The sequence below is a fragment of the Methylobacterium sp. Gmos3 genome, from assembly GCF_056430985.1.
On record NZ_JBWJYL010000017.1, the window covers coordinates 1 to 16,768 of the forward strand.

Annotated in this window: 18 protein-coding genes; 5 read left to right on the forward strand and 13 right to left on the reverse strand. The window is 62.3% G+C overall.

Features of this window, described 5'->3' with window-relative positions; genetic code table 11:
* Positions 1-1,062: PAS domain-containing protein (locus ACS5Q7_RS23620; RefSeq protein WP_478341707.1), on the reverse strand; the 1,062-nt coding region annotated here is incomplete at its 3' end.
* Positions 1,063-1,744: 682 nt separating this feature from the next.
* On the opposite strand from ACS5Q7_RS23620, the gene ACS5Q7_RS23625 reads away from it, so the two are divergent.
* Positions 1,745-2,065 (forward strand): hypothetical protein, encoded by a 321-nt coding sequence (locus ACS5Q7_RS23625; protein ID WP_478341708.1) that lies wholly within the window; start codon positions 1,745-1,747, stop codon positions 2,063-2,065.
* A gap of 177 nt (positions 2,066-2,242) precedes the next feature.
* Here the strand turns inward: ACS5Q7_RS23625 and ACS5Q7_RS23630 are convergent, their stop codons facing one another.
* From ACS5Q7_RS23630 to ACS5Q7_RS23640, 3 genes are all read right to left on the reverse strand, one after another.
* A complete protein-coding gene (locus ACS5Q7_RS23630) occupies positions 2,243-2,689 on the reverse strand; it encodes a Ros/MucR family transcriptional regulator (RefSeq protein ID WP_478341709.1) in 447 nt (148 codons plus the stop codon).
* Positions 2,690-4,242: 1,553 nt separating this feature from the next.
* Complete coding sequence (locus tag ACS5Q7_RS23635) at positions 4,243-4,503, reverse strand: hypothetical protein (RefSeq protein WP_478341710.1); 261 nt, start codon at positions 4,501-4,503, stop codon at positions 4,243-4,245.
* Complete coding sequence (locus ACS5Q7_RS23640) at positions 4,500-4,745, reverse strand: helix-turn-helix domain-containing protein (protein WP_478341711.1); 246 nt, start codon at positions 4,743-4,745, stop codon at positions 4,500-4,502. Before ACS5Q7_RS23640 ends, ACS5Q7_RS23635 begins: the two co-directional genes overlap by 4 nt.
* A 110-nt stretch (positions 4,746-4,855) precedes the next feature.
* Here ACS5Q7_RS23640 and ACS5Q7_RS23645 point away from each other — a divergent pair, with 110 nt between their 5' ends.
* Positions 4,856-5,200, forward strand: a complete 345-nt coding sequence (locus ACS5Q7_RS23645) for a hypothetical protein (protein WP_478341712.1) — start codon at positions 4,856-4,858, stop codon at positions 5,198-5,200.
* Between the two features lie 331 nt (positions 5,201-5,531).
* On the opposite strand, the gene ACS5Q7_RS23650 is transcribed toward ACS5Q7_RS23645, so the two are convergent.
* Complete coding sequence (locus ACS5Q7_RS23650; RefSeq protein WP_478341713.1) at positions 5,532-6,917, reverse strand: methyl-accepting chemotaxis protein; 1,386 nt, start codon at positions 6,915-6,917, stop codon at positions 5,532-5,534.
* A 391-nt stretch (positions 6,918-7,308) separates the two neighbouring features.
* On the opposite strand from ACS5Q7_RS23650, the gene ACS5Q7_RS23655 reads away from it, so the two are divergent.
* Positions 7,309-7,485 carry a hypothetical protein gene (locus tag ACS5Q7_RS23655; RefSeq protein ID WP_478341714.1) on the forward strand — a complete coding sequence of 59 codons (177 nt, stop codon included), beginning with the start codon at positions 7,309-7,311 and terminating at the stop codon, positions 7,483-7,485.
* A 668-nt stretch (positions 7,486-8,153) separates the two neighbouring features.
* Here the strand turns inward: ACS5Q7_RS23655 and ACS5Q7_RS23660 are convergent.
* From ACS5Q7_RS23660 to ACS5Q7_RS23695, 8 genes are all read right to left on the reverse strand, one after another.
* Positions 8,154-8,426, reverse strand: coding sequence for an HGGxSTG domain-containing protein (locus tag ACS5Q7_RS23660; RefSeq protein ID WP_478341715.1), 273 nt, complete (start codon positions 8,424-8,426; stop codon positions 8,154-8,156).
* The gene (locus tag ACS5Q7_RS23665) at positions 8,423-8,926 is read right to left on the reverse strand and encodes a hypothetical protein (RefSeq protein ID WP_478341716.1); all 504 of its coding nucleotides are present in this window, start codon (positions 8,924-8,926) and stop codon (positions 8,423-8,425) included. The genes ACS5Q7_RS23660 and ACS5Q7_RS23665 overlap by 4 nt, the downstream gene beginning before the upstream one ends.
* 405 nt (positions 8,927-9,331) lie before the next feature.
* Positions 9,332-10,573: a MarR family transcriptional regulator gene (locus tag ACS5Q7_RS23670; RefSeq protein ID WP_478341717.1), complete on the reverse strand. Its 1,242-nt coding sequence runs from the start codon at positions 10,571-10,573 to the stop codon at positions 9,332-9,334.
* 22 nt (positions 10,574-10,595) lie between these two features.
* The gene (locus ACS5Q7_RS23675) at positions 10,596-11,546 is read right to left on the reverse strand and encodes a site-specific integrase (protein WP_478341718.1); all 951 of its coding nucleotides are present in this window, start codon (positions 11,544-11,546) and stop codon (positions 10,596-10,598) included.
* Positions 11,547-11,727: 181 nt separating this feature from the next.
* Positions 11,728-12,222 (reverse strand): hypothetical protein, encoded by a 495-nt coding sequence (locus ACS5Q7_RS23680; protein WP_478341719.1) that lies wholly within the window; start codon positions 12,220-12,222, stop codon positions 11,728-11,730.
* Between the two features lie 37 nt (positions 12,223-12,259).
* Entirely contained in the window at positions 12,260-12,565 is a 306-nt protein-coding gene (locus ACS5Q7_RS23685; protein ID WP_478341720.1) for a ribbon-helix-helix domain-containing protein, read from the reverse strand.
* Entirely contained in the window at positions 12,562-13,212 is a 651-nt protein-coding gene (locus ACS5Q7_RS23690) for an AAA family ATPase (protein ID WP_478341721.1), read from the reverse strand. The genes ACS5Q7_RS23685 and ACS5Q7_RS23690 overlap by 4 nt, the downstream gene beginning before the upstream one ends.
* A 366-nt stretch (positions 13,213-13,578) precedes the next feature.
* Entirely contained in the window at positions 13,579-13,824 is a 246-nt protein-coding gene (locus tag ACS5Q7_RS23695) for a helix-turn-helix domain-containing protein (protein ID WP_478341722.1), read from the reverse strand.
* A gap of 292 nt (positions 13,825-14,116) precedes the next feature.
* On the opposite strand from ACS5Q7_RS23695, the gene ACS5Q7_RS23700 reads away from it, so the two are divergent.
* Positions 14,117-14,956, forward strand: a complete 840-nt coding sequence (locus ACS5Q7_RS23700) for a COG4705 family protein (protein WP_478341723.1) — start codon at positions 14,117-14,119, stop codon at positions 14,954-14,956.
* Positions 14,957-15,334: 378 nt separating this feature from the next.
* Entirely contained in the window at positions 15,335-16,750 is a 1,416-nt protein-coding gene (locus ACS5Q7_RS23705; protein ID WP_478341724.1) for a TadE/TadG family type IV pilus assembly protein, read from the forward strand.
* Positions 16,751-16,768 lie beyond the last annotated feature (18 nt).

Consider the following 16,768-nt stretch of genomic DNA (forward strand, 5'->3'; position numbering starts at 1 on the left):
GGTCTGGTCGGCGATCGACTTGATCATCGCCACCACGGAATCGACCTTGCCGGTCTTCTCCGCGAGCGCCCGCACGGTCATGTCGGTGGCGCCCGCCTGATCGGCGATCTGGTTCGCCCGCTCGGAGATCCCGCCAACCTGGCTGGAAATCTCCTTGACGGTGCTGGCCATCTCCTCCGAGCCAGCGGCAACCGACGCCGCGAGGCCACTTGCATCATCAGCCGAGCTATTCAAGCCTTCCGCAGATTGGCGCATCTCCTCAATCGCGGCGCTTAGTCCCGCAACTACCTGCATCACCTCGGCCGCCATGGCGACCTGCGCCGTGATCACCGACCACGTTAGCATCGGGCCAAGATAGCCGCCCTCTGGATCCTTGATCGCCGAGACCTGCAGGTCGAGCGTCTCCGGGCCGACCCGGATCCGCGTCCGGTGCGGCAGGCGGCTCGCATCGGCCAGCATACTGCGCTGGTGGTGCGGGTTCTTGTGGAAGATGTCGAAGGACCGGCCGACCATATCGGCGACCTTCACGGGCAGATGCTGCTCGATAGTGCTCAGGGTCTTCGTAGATGTTCGATTGAGGTAATTGATCTTGAAATCGTCCTTGGGGTCGGCGGTCATCACCGCCACCGGCATGTCGTCGATCATGGTCAGAAGGCGAAGGATCTCGCTTTTTTTCCGTGTAACATCAAATGCGATTTTGACCACTTTGTAGATCTTGCCGTTCTTATCGGCTACGGGAGTATATCTTGCATCGAGCCATATACGCCTACCAAACTTGTCTTTTCTGGTGAACTCACCGGTCTTAGCCTCGCCAGATCTGAGGTGATGCCAAAAATCTTCATACTCATTCTTATCTGCGGCACTGTCTTCCAGGAAGATACGATGGCTCTTGCCTTTGATCTCATAGAGTTCGTAGCCTACCACAGCCAAAAATCTGGCATTAGCTGACAGAATTGTTCCGTCAGTTGCAAACTCGATCATCGCTAGAGATTGCTGAAAGGCCCCAAGGGTATTTACAGCATCTCTATGTTGCGCGTTTTCAAACATGCTCAGAAGCCTCATTGATTGAGGCTTCATACCACTGCACTCTGCCAAATCATTTAATAGTCGTTCTGTGAATTTATATTTATTGACATGAAAGAGCGCTTTTCCGACCAAATTGAGGAGGACAAACTCCTATCGACTACCATATTGCCCAAAAGTATAACCTTATCGTCATCGCGCGATGCGTAGGCGGTGTTAAGCACATATGTGAGATTAAGACGATGTATGGCCAACACAGAATTTTAATATCGGACTCCCGCAGCGAGTGCATCGATACGTTACTCATGGTAGCAATTGATTTTCGAGATTTACTGTTTGATCTTGGAGACGAAAAAATCGATTTATGAGATGGGCTCGCTGGTCTTCGCAGGGCGATGGCACGGCTTCGCCAGCTCGCGCCGTACATGATCCAAGTCTGCCTCGGCGCCGAAGCGCGCCACGAGCCGGGCTAGCCTGTAGCGGCCTCGCCGGGGGCACAGGTCGCAACTCAGCCGCACCACGACGAACGGGAAGTCTGCCAGCGTCTTCGGGAAGGCCACGGGTCAGGCCCGGTGTGAATAAGCCCAGTGGGGCTGGTTGCGATCCGATCCAATTTGGAACATCCAGCGAACAAACCCGACCGGCGGCCCTGGTTCAACAGCTCCGGCCGGATGCGTGGCAAGGCGATGGGGACGGGTGTGGAAGCCTTCGAAAACGGCCAATGAGCGCGAAGGCTTACGCTGCCCCGAAGCCCATGCCGATACGTGGCAAGCAACTGGCGGCCCTGCGCGCCGTGGCTTCAACGCCCGGCGGCCTCCGCCTCGGCGCCTATCCGACCGCGCTTCCCTTGCTGGCAGATATGGGCCTCATGATTGAGCGCAATGCCTCGCGAGGCGTTCACCCGCAGGGCAGAGCGTGGTTTCTCACGCCGCAGGCGCGCGAGACCGTCCGAGCCTACGGGATGGACGAGGCTTATCAAGCCGATGGGCACGTTTACTTCAATCCAGAAGCAGTGGCTGTTTCAGCCGCAACCGTTCTGTAACATCACTGGATGCTAGAACCGCGTTGTGTTGAATATTTCATAGCGAGGTCGGATCGAGGAAGCCCCTAGGGCATGGGTCGATCCGCGAAAGCCGCTGCCTCAACCGCAAACACCTGGCAGCGGGCCGCATGATCCTCTGCCAATTTTGATGGTTCAGTCAAACTATGAGCGAATGGCTCATTTTGTCCGGTGCTTCGCACCTCGCCCCATTCCGATACCGAAGCCTATTTGCTTGGCAAGCGCCGAACGACGTACCGAGTAGCTCGGGGCAACCATCGGATAATCAACCGGCAAGCCGAAGCTGGCACGGTAGCTGTCAGGTGTGAGACCATGCTTAGTAATATGCCGCTTGAGCGTCTTGTATGACTTGCCGTCGATGAAGCTGATCAAAGCATCAGGTGTGATGCTCTTACGGATCTGTGTCTGAGCAGGCGCAGACTTGGGCTTGGGCGCGACTTCATGCTCCGTTGGCGAGGAAGCCAAGCCGGTGATCGAGGCGTAGATACTCGTGACCAGAGCCGGCAGATCAGCGGGGGCTACATGGTTATTTGAGACGTAGGCAGCGGCAATCTCAGAAGTTGCTGCTAGAAGGGCTGGCGTCGGCTTGATTGCTTCCTCAGTCATCGTCCCCCCGCTCGATCATCAAAATCAACATGACGCTGTATGATATTCGCGCAAGGGGAAGGATTGATGCGACTGCACCAACGAGGCCGCGCGGGCGCCCTGCGCTGCTCTGATGGCGCTCGGGGTGAGGGGGAGCACGATCGCTGGACGGAGTAGGGATCGCCTAGGTTAATGATCCGTTAATGACTGAGCCGCGCAACCCGACCGCCGCCTATTCGTCAGGGTAAGGCGATCCCGTCCCGCGTCACTGCCGCAATCCGCGTCGAGCCTATGACCGCGAGGGGCGCGAGGTGCGTCCGATGGATCTAGCGAACGCCTCTCAGAACGGCGTCCGGTTCATTCGGGTGATCTGCTCGCCCCCGTGTCGGCATGAGGGACAAGTGCCCCTCACCGCCTTCCCGTTGAGGATGGCCGTACCTGATGTAGGGCTCTACCTACGATGCACCGCCTGCGGGCGGAAGGGACAGGGGACCGAGCCGGTTTGGCCGCGCGGAGATAAGGCCACATTATCCCTCGCTTGGCGGAATTCAACTTGTGGTTTCACTCACGGTCGTTGCTATCGGAATAAGCGAAGCAAGATTACATCTTTAAGTAGAATATATTACTAGTGCATAAATTTTATGTACTGGTGTGATTTGTATGCTATCCAACTTTTATTATGGCCGCATGTATAGGGTTTTAGATCACGCGCTCCGTCTTAGACGCCCGAACCGCCTTTTACTCATATGGACCAAGCTCGCCACGTATTGATGGGCAACCTCGCCAAACACGCACAAGCGGCACGCGGACGTCTGGCCATGACTTTGACATCCGTGAGCGACCTAACCGGCCTATCAGTCATGAATTTGATCGCTGTCGAGATTGGTGAGAACGAGAGCGATCTGAGCCTGGATGAACTCACCGGCTTAGCTCTGTTCCTTGGCTTGACCGCTCGCGGTGAGCTGAGGGTATTCAAGCCGTCAGGATCAGATAGTTCGAAATCACCTTCCTAGGTTGCGGGCGGCCTCGTGAGACGTTGATCGCGCCTCTGCGATTGCTCGCGAAATGGTCAGAAACCGGATCCGTATGGCCGCCGCAACAGGAAGCCGCCGACCCGATCCGGTGAACGGCGGGGGGCCATTTGGACCGGGCCGGCGCGTCCTCTCGTGAGGACAGGCGCAGGGTAGGCCGATGGGGCGGGGTCGTGAAGGGGAGGGGGGCCTATAGATCGCCCTGGCGCGTCACGACCCAATAGGCGAGGGCGCCGACCGCGAGAACACGGCGAGCGGCGCCGTAAGCTGTAGCCAGTGGAAGCTGTCTTTCACAGCGGCTTCCGGGGTGGTCTCAGGCGCGAACAGCTGGGCGATCCGGCGATCCGCGCCGAGGCCGCTTGCCGGGCTTGCGGTAAGGCGTCGAGCGCGTCGGACGGGGCTGCACTTCCGGCACATCCACTGACGCGAAGCGAGCATCGAACCGGCGAGCCGCGATCCACACAGCTGCGAGCCCAGCCAGCCCGAAGGCGACCCCGAAAGCGGGCAGTCCGTAGCCGATCCAGAAATCCGAGCCCATGGCCGTCATTCCTCACTCCGCAGGAAGCGGTAGGTTGTGAGAGCCACCAAGAATAGGACGAGGAACGCCGCCGGGCCAGTCCACCACGGATGCGGCGATGGGGACGGCGAGACGGCAGCGGGTGGCTGGCCGAAATTCGGGACGATGGTGGCCGCCGCCAGGATCCCGAGCCCGATGGTGTTCGCGGTGGTGGCGAACAGCTTCACCCGCTCGTTGAACCGCTTCGCCGCGACCTTGCGCTCTGTGGCGCGCTCGCGGGCTGTCACCCTTCGGCCTTCCGCCGGAGCTTCACGCCCGGCTCACCGTGGTTCAGGAACTCGACACCCTCGGCCTCAAGCACACGCATGACCGCCTGCACCTTATCCAAGCCGCTCACGAGACCTGACGGGCCGCGCTTTTCCATCGCTCCAATAGTGTTGATGTTCACGCCCGCCCGATCCGCCAGCGTGCCTTGATCCATGCCGACGAGCGCGCGCGCCGCCCTAAGCTGGTTACCCGTGGTCAACATTGCGTCTCAAATTCCCGCCTGACTAGGATTTTTTCATAGTAGACTATTGACGGGATGAGCGGAAGGGCTCATACCTGACTAGGAATTACCACTAGTCAACCGGGTTTGCAATGTCCCACGCCAGCCGCTCCCGCTCCTTCTCTTGGAACAGCGCCCTTCGCGGGATCCGCTCCGACCGCGCCCCGGTCGTCCCCGGCCTGCTCGCCGCTCGCGGCCTCGCCTCGGCCTACGCCCGGTCGCGCAACCTTCCCCTCAACATCACCACCCGCTCCGGCCGTGGCGAGACCTTCACCGTCTCTCACACCTTCGACCGCGCCGCGATCATGACTGTCGCGACCATGGCCGCCCGCGATCACCAGAAGCGCCACGGCGGCACCTGGGCCGCTGCCATGGCCGTCTGCCTCAAGGCCGCTTGGCAGTCCGCGAAGCTCGCCCGCAACGGCATCGTTCACTGAGGGGATGGCCGTGCAGCACCCCCTCATCCGCACCCCTGCCCGCCAGCTTCTCGACGCCCGGCAGGATCACGCCCGCTGCCTCCGGCTCGCGGCTTGGTATCGCGCCAAGCTCGCCACGGGCGACGCCTCGATGCGCGACCGCCACGCCTGGGCGCTCGGGCAGGCCCGCAAGCTTCGGGGCCGCTTACCGCCGACAGTTGCGGCCAGTCGATGGGGTAGAAGAAGCGGTGCTCGCGCCGGATCGGCATGGGGGCACCATGCCATGCGCAAGCGAAGAAGCGTAGCCGCAGACCTTAAGCAGCTGACTGGACGACGCTCCATTATGCTTCTGTCAGGCTGGGCGGGTGACCATTTCATCTGCTGCAGCCAGCATAATCGTCATTGCCTCAGATGCGGCGCTGAAGGCCGGCGTGCCAGTATCCCAGTCTTGCTTCCATAGAGCTGACACCATCCGCGCAGCCTCTGCCTGAGCCTCCTGCTCTGCCTTGGCAAAACGGGTCAAGGCAGGATGCTTCGAGCACGCCGTTCCTTGTAGCTGTGCGGCCAGTGAGGGTGAGGCTTCATCCTGCATGAATGCGTGTCGTCTGTCCGGAGCGATCTGGCCTAGCAACATGCTCGCGAGCCGGCGCTTCCAAGCCCCCACGTCGACGGGCAGTCGTACGAGCGAATAGACCGGCGTGGTGTCCTCGACTGCATCGAGGGCCATCTGAGCCGTGCCCTCGGCCTTGACCAGCCGCTCGGTGATGCTTGCGATCTCACTCCGCGTCTTTGTCGCCTTTTCGGCGATACCCTGCACGTTCTGTGCGATCTCCTGGGTGGCTTGCCGCTGCTGGGCTAGCATGTCAGCCAGCGCACGGTTCAGGTCGCTGGTCTGCTGGATACTGGCATCGGCCTCTTCAACGCAGGTGCCAAGCTTCTCGACCGTCGCTGACCCAGCGATCACCGCAGTGCGGCTCTCGCTTACGGCGGTCGTGATCTGCCCCATCTCGGCCTGCAGTGTCCCGAGCCAGGTACGGATCTCGTCCGTCGACTTGGCGGTCTGTGCGGAGAGTGCCTTGACTTCTGAGGCGACGACCGCAAAGCCCTTGCCGGCCTGCCCAGCGCGCGCGGCTTCGATAGTGGCGTTCAAGGCCAGCAGGTTGGTCTGACCGGAGATGCTGGCGATGGTCCCTGCCATCGTTCCAATCTGCGCGACAGCCCCTTGCAGAACACTCATTCGCTCATCGATCTGCGTCGTGCGCGCGTCGATGGCCTGCATCGCCTGTCGGACCTGCTGCAACTCACGGAGGCAGGCGAACATGGCCGTTCGTGCGATCTCCGAGGATCCACCCGCAGCCGCGGATGTATCGGAAACCTGAGCGATGGAGGCGACCATCTCCTCGGTGGCACTGGCGATGGTCTGGGCGGACTCTGCAACTTGGCCCACGTCGTGAGTGGTCCAGCCGACGTTGATCGCCGCCTCGGAGGCTTCCTTAGCCACCGTGGCAAGGATGCCCAGGTCAGAGTGCCGCTCGCCGCGCCTCTTGCGGATCAGTCGCGCAACCCCTTCACGTAAAGGGCCCTCTGGCAACTCATCGACGGCCAAGTCCGCGCTTGTGATCAACCGCTCCACAGCATTGAGCATTCGCTGCTCTTCATCGCGCCGAAGTCGCTCTACGTTGCCGGTATCCGACAGGGATACAGGCTTAGTAGCTGAGCGGAACGAAAGACCGATCATCGCGCGTTTCCAAGACATTTTGTCGCGACCCTGCCACACAGTGGTTAAGAAGGCGTCGAGTTAGGATACTCGATATAAACCCTGCTGAGGCCATGTCGGGTCTTCATCCGGCGCTCAAGATCCGTGCAACGCGTTGCACGACCGCCTTTAAATCTCGCTGAAGTGCAACGCGTCTCCTGCCGCCGAGAGGTATAGAGCCGCTGGTGGAACGCCGGGTGGTCGATGGATCGTGCAAGGGGCTTTCCTGCACGCCTGGAAGAGTAAGGAATCCTTCCTCTGCTAGGTCGGATCTATCGCCGTCCTGAGCCAATTCTGGCGATCTGAGGGGCTATCGACGCTGGGTCAATCATCCCTCATGCTGATCACCTGAACGACAGGAGGAGGCGGGCACATGCCTTGGTGGCGTCGGCTACTCTGCATTCTTGCCGGCACGCCCATCGCCCTGTCGGGGGCCTTCCTCATGATGCAGGGCGTACCCCGTGTGCTCATCGTCGGGGCTTTCCTGCTCGGCATCGGTGGTCTGCTCGCCCTCTCCGGGATCTCCCCCGACGCAACACGGGACTACTGAGCGGACTGATCCTGAACAGGGATGTACTGCCGCACGATAGGCGCCGCCCGCCGCTGCCCTGCCGTGACGACGGGGCGGCCGACCTGTTGAAGGCGCTCCCCAATCGTGACGGGAGCCTGTCCCGCGAAAAGCTGTCGAGCCTGCCCAGCATTGTAGGCGCCCCCTAGCCCCTCCGCGCTACGGCCAACAAGGGCGCCGATGCCAGAGCCAATCAGCGAATGAGAGGAGGCCGCGCCAAGCGATGCGCCGATGGCGGTCAGTGACTTGCGCACCAGCGCAGCGAGCCGGTTTGATGAAGTCGCGCAGGGCCGCGACTGTCTTGGCCGCCGGGGCTTCCGTGTCGAGGAGGCGATGCACGGCAGCTTGCCGGGGGCCCGCCCATTCCTGGCTGTCGCCGCCGAGGAAGGCTTTCGCGGCCTGCGCCTCTGCCGCCGCGCTCGGCTTGGACCCAAGAGCCGTTGGATCCGCCGGAGATGCTGCGCGAGACCGCGTTCGGGTCGAACTCGCTGCGTTCGAGATCGGCCGCCTAGGTCGGCACCGGCAGCCCCGCCGCTTCCGCCTAGGCCACGGCGCTCTGCGGCCGCCCGAGCCCAGCGCATTGTTGCTCCGTCAGGAACGAGGTCAGGGCCCGCCTTTCGCCGCGTAGCACGCTGAGATCGCAGCGCGTGTCAGGTGATCTCCTCGACCAGCTCGCGCATGGCCCTGATCCAGCTGTTCAGCTCGCGCCGGCGCTCAACCGCTTCGTTTGTATATCGGCCATGGCGGTAGCTGCCGTTCCTCTGACCCCTTGGCGCGCCAGGCGAGGCGCCCCCGTGCATGCGGCAGCGACCATTGGTCATCGCCGGTGCGCAGCAAGGGCTCCCGCTGCGCGTCTGGGCCCCGCAACGGGGTGACAGATGCATAGAAGAAATCCGTTGCATGGGGTTGGCCGATACTTTCATCGCGAGGCCCCACCCCCACTTGCCGGCGCCTGCACGGCTCCGACGACGGCCTGAGCGCCGGCATGGACGTGGACGTGCTCGACGGTGACCTTCTGCTGGGTGCCCTTGCCGCGATGGCGGTCGAGCGCCTCCAAGAGGGTGACATACGTCCTGGAGAGCTTGTTGGCCTGTGAAAGGTTCTCCTTGCGGCCCTCGAAGGACTGCTCTGGGATCATGGCGCGGCGGTAGCACTCCATGGCAGCTGCGTTGGCGGCGACGAGCTGCCCGGCGAGCATGCCCTCCAGCTCGTCCTGCGGCGCGATGCCGGTGAGGGCAGCAGCCATGGCAGTGACCTGCCGGTCTCTCTCATCTAAGGTAGCGTTCTTGAGCCAGAGGGTGCCGAGGACCGTGTTGGCGAGCGTGTTGTTGAAGGCATCAGAGGCAGAGCCGCCGATGGCTTTGAGGTGGCCTACCCGGTCCGCGGGGTCGTCAATCTGCACCGTCGTCACCTGCTTCTTCATCGTAATGATCCTGCGATTGTTAGAGCCTGGGCCCAAAGCCGGATCCCGGCGCTGCCGAACTGCGGATAGATCACGTCGCAGCCGCCAGCGACGGACTGGACGGTGTAGGGGAGAGGCTTGGTGGGTGCCGTATGCACTGTTCCGGCAGCCCCTTGCGACGGTTCTGTCTGGCCGGCGAGATGCCCGTACCGGACAGGAAAAGCGTCCGCGAGGGCTTCGAGCGGATAGTAATGCTCAAGCGGCATGACCCAGCGAGCACGCTTCCGAACGGCCTGAAGCTCGGCATTCTGCGCGTCGTCTCCTGCCATCATCTGCCCCTGCGAGCGCGCCGCCGACCAAAGGGAGGCGGTGGTGATAGTTATGGGAACTACCTTGTCGTTGATCCCGATTTGAAGTTTAGTTGATTTAGAATTGATAGCGAATTGATGTTGCAAAGCTCTGAGAGCCTTGCGCTTTTTCGGCCAGTTCCTGGAACTGCAGGGCTTGCTCAGCCCATCGTGGCCGGAGCGCCAACCATTCCGTGTTGGCCTCCGTCGCGGCCCGATACCGAAGCCGCAGCAGACCAACCATGACCGCACGATCCTGATGCGGCAGCAGTGGCACGAGATGTTCGTGCATGCCGTCCGATACCTTCTCCTGCCACTCGGTAAGCATCGCGAGCCCAGCAGCATGAGCCGCATCGCCAACTGCTTGTTCCTCGCTCAACGCCAGCGGCCCGCCGATTGGGTACAGCACTGCGGCTTCGTCAGTGTCTGCCTCGATGATGTGCAGTGCATAGGCTACAAGCCCCGTCCGCAACAGCAAGTTTAGGGCTGGCCAAAAGGCTTCAAGCGGCCTCTCCCTATTCTTCCGATCCACAAAGGGTTCGAAGAGAGGGACGTGGGACCAAGCCGCAAGCGTATCTGCTGAGAAGCCCCAGACGGTATGCGCGCCATAGCTGCCGACCTTCTCGCGCGTGTAGGACTTCCGAATGGTGCGCCAGTGGACCCCGCCGTTTCGGGGCAGGCTTTGAGCGTGGTAGAGGTCGACGAAGAGGCGCAGGGCTGAGAGATCCTGCGACTGCCGCAGCAGCTCGACGGGGGCCGTCTCGTCAGCTGCGCCGGTCACGATAGCAGACGGCAACCAGATCCAATCTGCATCCTCGGCGATTGGTTCTGGACCAAGTGCTAATCCGAAGTGCTGCCCGCCGTCATGCGTCAGGTAGCCTTTGCGCATGAGGCTGCATGCGGTTTCGAACGGCGTCGTGTTGGGCCAGTCGCTGTCATACTTTGCGGTTTTCGGCACGAAGGTAGATCGTCCAGCATCCTCGATAATCTGCAGCAGCGTCTGCTCGTCACCCGTGATCCCGACCGGCGTCGCCACCGGAAATTCGTGCGGCGCCACGAGGTAGTAGAGCGGTTTCGTTCCCCCTCGTGTCTGACGGATAAGGCCAGCACCGAGGAGCCGCTTGATCGCAGCCTGAGCGAGATGCCGGGGCACACCCGTGTGTGTCTCAATGGCTTTTACAGACCAAGCCGTGGTGCGCATGTCGCCGAGAGTGCCGCGGGCTAGCACGAGGTAGGACACGGCGGCATTGATGCTACCGAGCCCGCACACGGCGGCCCAAGCACGCCGATCAACCGCGAAAAAGTTGCCGCGACTGCTCATGATTGAGCCTCTCGTCCAAGCTTCATAGGAACCCGCTCCCGCTGTGTCCCTTGAATGCGTTCGCACGTCGAATGTACCCGACGACGGTTCGAGGATCCCGGTGGCCGCTCTGGTCCATGATCCTGGCGAGATCCGCGCCCCGCTCGGCGGCCGTCGTGATGTACCCGGCCCGCAGGCTGTGTGCCCCGAACGTCGAGGCATCGAGACCGGCAGCGGTGCAATACCGCTTGATGATGTCCGCAACCGCTTGGGTGGTGAGGCGCACGCCTTCGCCCTGGCGCACCCGTCCCGAGCGCGAGACCGGCCGGAACACCGGCCCATCCGTGATGCCCGCCGCATCGAGCCATTCCCGCACGAGCTTCACCGGCTGGATAAACCGGCCATGCGGAATGGCCTTCTCGAACCCCTTCCCTTCCTGATCGACTTTCGACCGGCGAACCATGACCCGGAGTCCTTCGGGATCCTCGTGCAGGTCGGCCACGTCGAGGGCGACAAGCTCGCTCCGGCGGAAGGCGCCCGCAAAGCCGAGCGCGAGCAAGGCGCGGTCCCGCTTGCCGGTGAGGGTGTCGGGCGTCCGCATGAGCAGCGCGGCCAGCACGTCGGCGGTCACGGCGGCTTTCTGGCGAGGCGCCACGCCCACCCGGCGCCGGATGCCCTTCATGGTGGCGCGGACTTCCTCGTCGTCGGTCGGATCGGGCGCCTTCGCCAGCTTGTGCGCGTAGCGGATTGCCGCGAGCCGCCGGCCGATGGTGGACGCCGAGCGCCCCGCTTCGGCCTCGTGGACGAGGAAGCCGGCGACCGCCTCCGCGCTGGCCGGCAGCGACCGGAACCCGAACCGGGCGCACCAATCTTGGAACACCCGCGCGTCGCCCGTGTAGGCGCGCACCGTCGCGTCCGCCTTGCTGGCCCGCTGATAAGCGCGGACGATGGCGGCGGCCTCGGCCGGGAGCGCGTCGCCGCTCGCCTCGATCACGGCGGGGACCGGATCGGCGCTCGCTCGATGTGGTGCCCTGCTACCGCGCCCCGACATGTCCAAACTTTCGAGAATGTCACTTATCGTAAGTTATGTCAGTGATGGCTAGGGAGCAAGAAAGCCAGATAATTTGATAGCAGGCAATCAAGCGGTCTTCTGATCTCGCCGGCTTGCGATGCGATTACCTAGCGGACAGAGGCACGAGGCCGGACGAGACAAACCACATACCAGCACAGGCGGACCCGTAGGACGCCAGGACGAGGGCGAGCGAGATAGCTCGTATCCGCCCAGCCCAACGACCGGAGGGTTCGTGCCAAACCACAAAAGGATGTTGCCAAGTCCGCGTGGCCTTGCTGACCTGATTGAAATACAGTCGTTGTGAGGCCCAGGTTGCCCCGGTCGCAAGCGCCGCTGCTAAGAGCCCAGCGCCGAAAAGTTTGAGACCAAAGATAGTGTCGGCCGTCACCGGCTGGCGTCCGGTCCCGATGAAGGCCAGCATCGCAGCTGCCGAGCCGCCGTTCACCAAAGCGGGCGCCTTGATGGCTTCAACTGCGAAAGTCGAGGTTGCCGCGAACATGCCGGCTTCGGCTCGATGAGCGCGTTCATGCGCACGGACTGCCTCCGCGATCCGAAATTCAGCTTCCTCGCGGCTCTCCGGCATGGGCTGGCCTGCCATTCAGAACACTCCCAATCAAGCTAACTTGATATCTTGTTCACTTGCTATGCCTCGCCACGAAATCGCGGATAGCTTCCTCGCAGATTTCCTGAATGGTCCGCTCTTGCTCGGCCGCAATGACCTTGAGCCGCTTGCGCGTCGCCGGATCAATCCGGGTGAGGATCTGAACGCGAGGGTCCGCCTTCATCCTCGCCGGCTTGGCGCTCGTCTCCGTCGCAACTGAAGCAACCGGCGCCGGGGCGCTCGGCTCGGGAGACGCAGGAGGTGTCGGCGTCGCGGGCGGGTCCTTACGGGCGAACCGGTTGGCGAGGCTGTCGAGGGTTGGGCGAGGCGGCTTGCTCATCGTGTCGTCTTTCGGGTGGCCAGCGCCGTTTCGATTTCCTGCCAGAGCGCAGCGACCTCGGCCGCAGCCTTCCCGTCCGGCTCATGCTCGTTGACCGTCGAGCCGGTCAGGATCGCGTGAGACATCGCGACCCGGTTCGCCAGCACCGATACGGCCACCGTCGCGCCCATGTGTTCGAGAGCAGCGCGGGCCTCCGTCACGATGGCGGGCTCGGCGGCGCCTGTCCTAGCCGGCGCATGATTGATGACGGCGAGCGGCGCCTTTCCGACGCGCTGTGCCAGATCAAGCGTCGAGGCCACCGCAGCTAGATCGAGGGGGCCGGGCCGCGTCGGCACCAGCACGAGGTCGGCCGACCGCATTGCGCTCAAGATCGAGTCTTCAGCGTGCGGGGGCGTGTCCACGATGACCCGGCCGAACCCTTCGGCCTTGGCCGCCGCGATCAGGTCCGGCAGTTCGCGCGCGTCGGCCTCAATCAGGCGGGGCTCATCGGGCCCCCGCAAGCGGTGCCACCATGCCAACGACCGTTGCGGGTCCGTGTCGATCAGCAGGGCAGGGCTCTCCGGCGAGGAGGCCAGAACCGAAAGGTGCATGGAGAGCGTCGTTTTGCCGACGCCGCCTTTCCTGGCCGTGATGGCGATCACCTGCACGTCTGCCCCCTCGTTGAGTGATCAAGCTAGGCAGCAATCGGGCCCGCGAGCGATCCTGTCAACGAGTTTACGAGAGAGCTTGCTATCCAGCGATAGGGCAGGCTCGGGAGCGAGACCGCGAGCATACGAGATAGCAAGTAAACTAGCTTGCTTGATCGTGAGTAAGCTCCGACATATCCACTCGGCGCCCGCCGTGGTCACGACCGGGATGCGCAGAGCCGGGCGAGCCTCAATGATGGGGCCGCCCGGCAGCGGATGGGGTGATTTCCTTTAGAACCTGTTTCGGGCCCAACCCATTGTCGCAAATGGCCTTAGGGGTGACCTCCTTGCGAGCCCATTCTAGCAAGGTTCTGCAATGGGGCCGCCCTACTTCGTCCCCCCAATCCCTGCTTTCCGAGCCGCCTCAGTCGCGGCCGAGAGCGGTGCCTCATCGAGGAAGGCTTCCAAGTCGCAGCGGCGAATAACGGTCGCGGCCCCAAATTTGCGGGCGGGCAGACGCCCGTCTGCTATCAGTTGGAAGACCGTGGATCGGCTGATGCCGAGCATCATAGCGATTTCCTTCGGCCTGTAGGCCAAGGGGATCAGTGGCTCCGTCGTTCGCACCCCGTCCATAGCCTCGCCTCGGCTTCTATTTCCCTTTGCCGCTCCTAGCGTACTCCCACACTGGCACGCCCCACACCTGCCCGGCCTTGTTCCGGTAAGCGGACCCGCGCGTAGTCACGATCCGCGTGGCCTCGACCGACTGCGGATCGAGCCCTGCCACCATCAGCACGCCGCAGTAGTCGATGCGCAGCGTCCCATGCTCTGGGTGGACCGCGAATAACTTCGGCACCGTCCGCCCCAATCGACAAGCTCGACGTGATACGTGTAGCGATGTCGTAGTGATCCTAAACCGGAGAACATCATGATCGCGTGGGCTGGATCTCACATCGATAGCGCCAAGAATACGCCTCAGAGCGCGGGAAAGGCGAGGGCGCCCGAGACCAAAGGTGCCATCTTCGGCAAGGTGCCGGAAGTGACGCTCGGGTTCTGGATCATCAAAATCGCGGCCACGACCCTAGGCGAGACAGGTGGCGACGCCGTTACGATGTCGCTCAATCTTGGCTACTTGATCGGCACGCTGATTTTCGCTGCCATCTTCATCCTTTTGGTCGCAGCACAGATCAAAGCAAAACGCTTTCATGCTTTCCTGTTCTGGGCCGTGATCGTAGCAACTACGACGGTTGGAACCACACTCGCCGATTTTGCAGACCGGTCTCTCGGCATCGGCTACGTGGGAGGGTCGATGGTGCTGTTCTGCTGCCTGATGGCTTCGCTCGGCATCTGGCATTGGAGCCTCGGCTCGGTGGCGACCAGCACAGTGACGACGCCGAAGGCCGAAATGTTCTATTGGGCGACGATCCTTTTCTCCCAAACGCTCGGCACTGCGCTCGGTGACTTCCTCGCCGATGATGGCGGCCTCGGTTATGGTGGCGGTGCGCTGGTGTTCGGAACGCTTCTTCTCGTCACGGTGGTGCTTTATTACGCGACCAACACCTCACGCGTGATGCTGTTCTGGGCCGCCTTTATCTTGACCCGGCCACTCGGGGCGACAGCTGGCGACTTCCTGGACAAGCCGCTTGCGGACGGCGGTCTTGCCCTCAGTCGCTTCTCCGCGTCTGCGGCGCTCGCCGTTTTTATCCTCGCTTGCATCCTGCTTCTGCCGCAGCGGGCCGAGCGTGTGCCTGGCAGCGGCCAGGCTTAAGAGGTCAGAGCCAGTTGCCGAAGCCGAGGGCGGTTTTCCCCCTTGGCGTCCACCGTGCCGGAGGGTGGTAGCCGCAGCGCGAGGCGTGTGGCCGCCGGTGAGCGGCTTCAGTCGGCCCGACGCGGCCGCCTCGAAGCCCGGCGAACCGCACTCGTCGCTCATCCGGCTAGGCTTTATCCGCCGATGCGAAATGCCCGAAAGCACTCTGCGCTCGAAGGTTTTTCCCAGCTGAATAAGCACAGTATGATACTATGAATGCGTTTTAACTTTACAGCATGTGCCAAGTGAAGTGCCTTAGCTTCTGTAGATTTTACTTAACATTTCAGATAACTTTGTTCGGTAGGTGTGTTTGAGATCCACCTTCACGATTGAAGCAAGATGGCGCATAGCAGCAAAGCAGACGGAACTTGCGAGCAGGCGCCAATCAGTGAGCGGAATGGAGGCAAATTCGCTTTCGCTAAGAACCGCCGGGGTGGCGTCGCGCTGATCTTCGCCCTTACGTCGCCCGTTCTTTTTGGCCTTGTCGGCGGCGGCATCGACTATGCTCGCCTTGTCGCCCGTCGCTCACAGTTGCAGGGCGCGGTTGATGCGGGCGCCTTGGCCGGCGGCAACGCGCTGAAGCTCGCTTCCTCCAACGCTGCATCAGTACGGGGCGCGGTCGAGCAGATCATCCTTACCAATGCACCCACACCACCGACCAATCCGCTGGCGATCACCGTCACCGTGGCGGACGACAAGACCAGTGTGTTCGCCCGCGCCGAGGATCGGGTGTCGCTCACCTTTGGACGGCTCTTCGGTCTGAGGACGCAGACCGTGGCCGCCCAGGCCAAGGTCACCGTCGTCGGCAAGATGCGCCTGTGCATGCTCACCCTTGATCCGGGCGCGCCCGGCGCCTTCAACCTGCAGAAGAACGCGCAGGTCACCGCGCTGGGATGCTCGCTCTACTCGAACTCGGCTAGCCCCAGTGGGATGGTCGGCGGCGACAATTCCATGGCGAAGGCGGACACGATCTGTTCGAGCGGCGGATATATCGGCCTGCGCGCGAACTTCTCACCTCCACCGCAGACGGAATGCCCGGTCATCGCTGACCCCTTGGGAAGCAGGCCAATGCCGGTCGCCGGCGCCTGCGCCTCCATTCCCATCTCCGCGAACAAGAAGGGCGATACCAGCAAGAACGAGGTCGATCAGGACGCTACCCTGGACCCCGGCACCTATTGTGGTGGGCTGCACATCACGAAAAAAGCTATCGTCACGCTCCGCGCCGGCACTTACGTGATGAAAGATGGTCCGCTGATCGTAGACAAGAAGGCTACAATGAGTGGCACAGATGTCGCCTTCTACTTCACGGGCGACAAGGGTGGCCTCGTCTTCGATCAACAGACCACCATCAGCCTAGCGGCCCCTACCACGGGAATGATGGCCGGCCTTTTGATGACCGAAGAACATGGGGTCACCACACCGGTGGATCCGACCGGTGCAGTATCGCTGGACCTGGGAACGACGATCACACTGACGCCTCCACCGCTCGGTGCGACGAAGCCGATGCGGATCTACCGTATCATCAGTGACAATGCCCGCACCATGCTGGGCACGATCTACCTCCCCTCCGGACGGGTCGTGATCGATGCCAAGAAGCTCGTAGCGGATCAGTCCGCCTACACCGTCATAGTGGCGCAGCAGGTCAACCTGTACGAGGGGCCGAACCTCTATCTTAACGCAAACTACGATGGCACCAGTGTGCCGGTGCCTAAAGGCGTCGGACCTATCGGAGGCCGGGTGGTACTGTCGCAATGACCCGGCTTCTCTCGACCG

Coding starts and splice junctions, on each gene's coding strand:
- ACS5Q7_RS23640 (WP_478341711.1), bottom strand. CDS start 4,745: ATGTTGACCACGGGTAACCAGCTTAGGGCGGCGCGCGCGCTCGTCGGC.
- ACS5Q7_RS23685 (WP_478341720.1), bottom strand. CDS start 12,565: ATGAGCAAGCCGCCTCGCCCAACCCTCGACAGCCTCGCCAACCGGTTC.
- ACS5Q7_RS23655 (WP_478341714.1), top strand. CDS start 7,309: ATGCCTTGGTGGCGTCGGCTACTCTGCATTCTTGCCGGCACGCCCATC.
- ACS5Q7_RS23660 (WP_478341715.1), bottom strand. CDS start 8,426: ATGAAAGTATCGGCCAACCCCATGCAACGGATTTCTTCTATGCATCTG.
- ACS5Q7_RS23700 (WP_478341723.1), top strand. CDS start 14,117: ATGATCGCGTGGGCTGGATCTCACATCGATAGCGCCAAGAATACGCCT.
- ACS5Q7_RS23630 (WP_478341709.1), bottom strand. CDS start 2,689: ATGACTGAGGAAGCAATCAAGCCGACGCCAGCCCTTCTAGCAGCAACT.
- ACS5Q7_RS23670 (WP_478341717.1), bottom strand. CDS start 10,573: ATGAGCAGTCGCGGCAACTTTTTCGCGGTTGATCGGCGTGCTTGGGCC.
- ACS5Q7_RS23650 (WP_478341713.1), bottom strand. CDS start 6,917: ATGATCGGTCTTTCGTTCCGCTCAGCTACTAAGCCTGTATCCCTGTCG.
- ACS5Q7_RS23645 (WP_478341712.1), top strand. CDS start 4,856: ATGTCCCACGCCAGCCGCTCCCGCTCCTTCTCTTGGAACAGCGCCCTT.
- ACS5Q7_RS23665 (WP_478341716.1), bottom strand. CDS start 8,926: ATGAAGAAGCAGGTGACGACGGTGCAGATTGACGACCCCGCGGACCGG.
- ACS5Q7_RS23695 (WP_478341722.1), bottom strand. CDS start 13,824: ATGGACGGGGTGCGAACGACGGAGCCACTGATCCCCTTGGCCTACAGG.
- ACS5Q7_RS23680 (WP_478341719.1), bottom strand. CDS start 12,222: ATGGCAGGCCAGCCCATGCCGGAGAGCCGCGAGGAAGCTGAATTTCGG.
- ACS5Q7_RS23705 (WP_478341724.1), top strand. CDS start 15,335: ATGGCGCATAGCAGCAAAGCAGACGGAACTTGCGAGCAGGCGCCAATC.
- ACS5Q7_RS23625 (WP_478341708.1), top strand. CDS start 1,745: ATGAGCGCGAAGGCTTACGCTGCCCCGAAGCCCATGCCGATACGTGGC.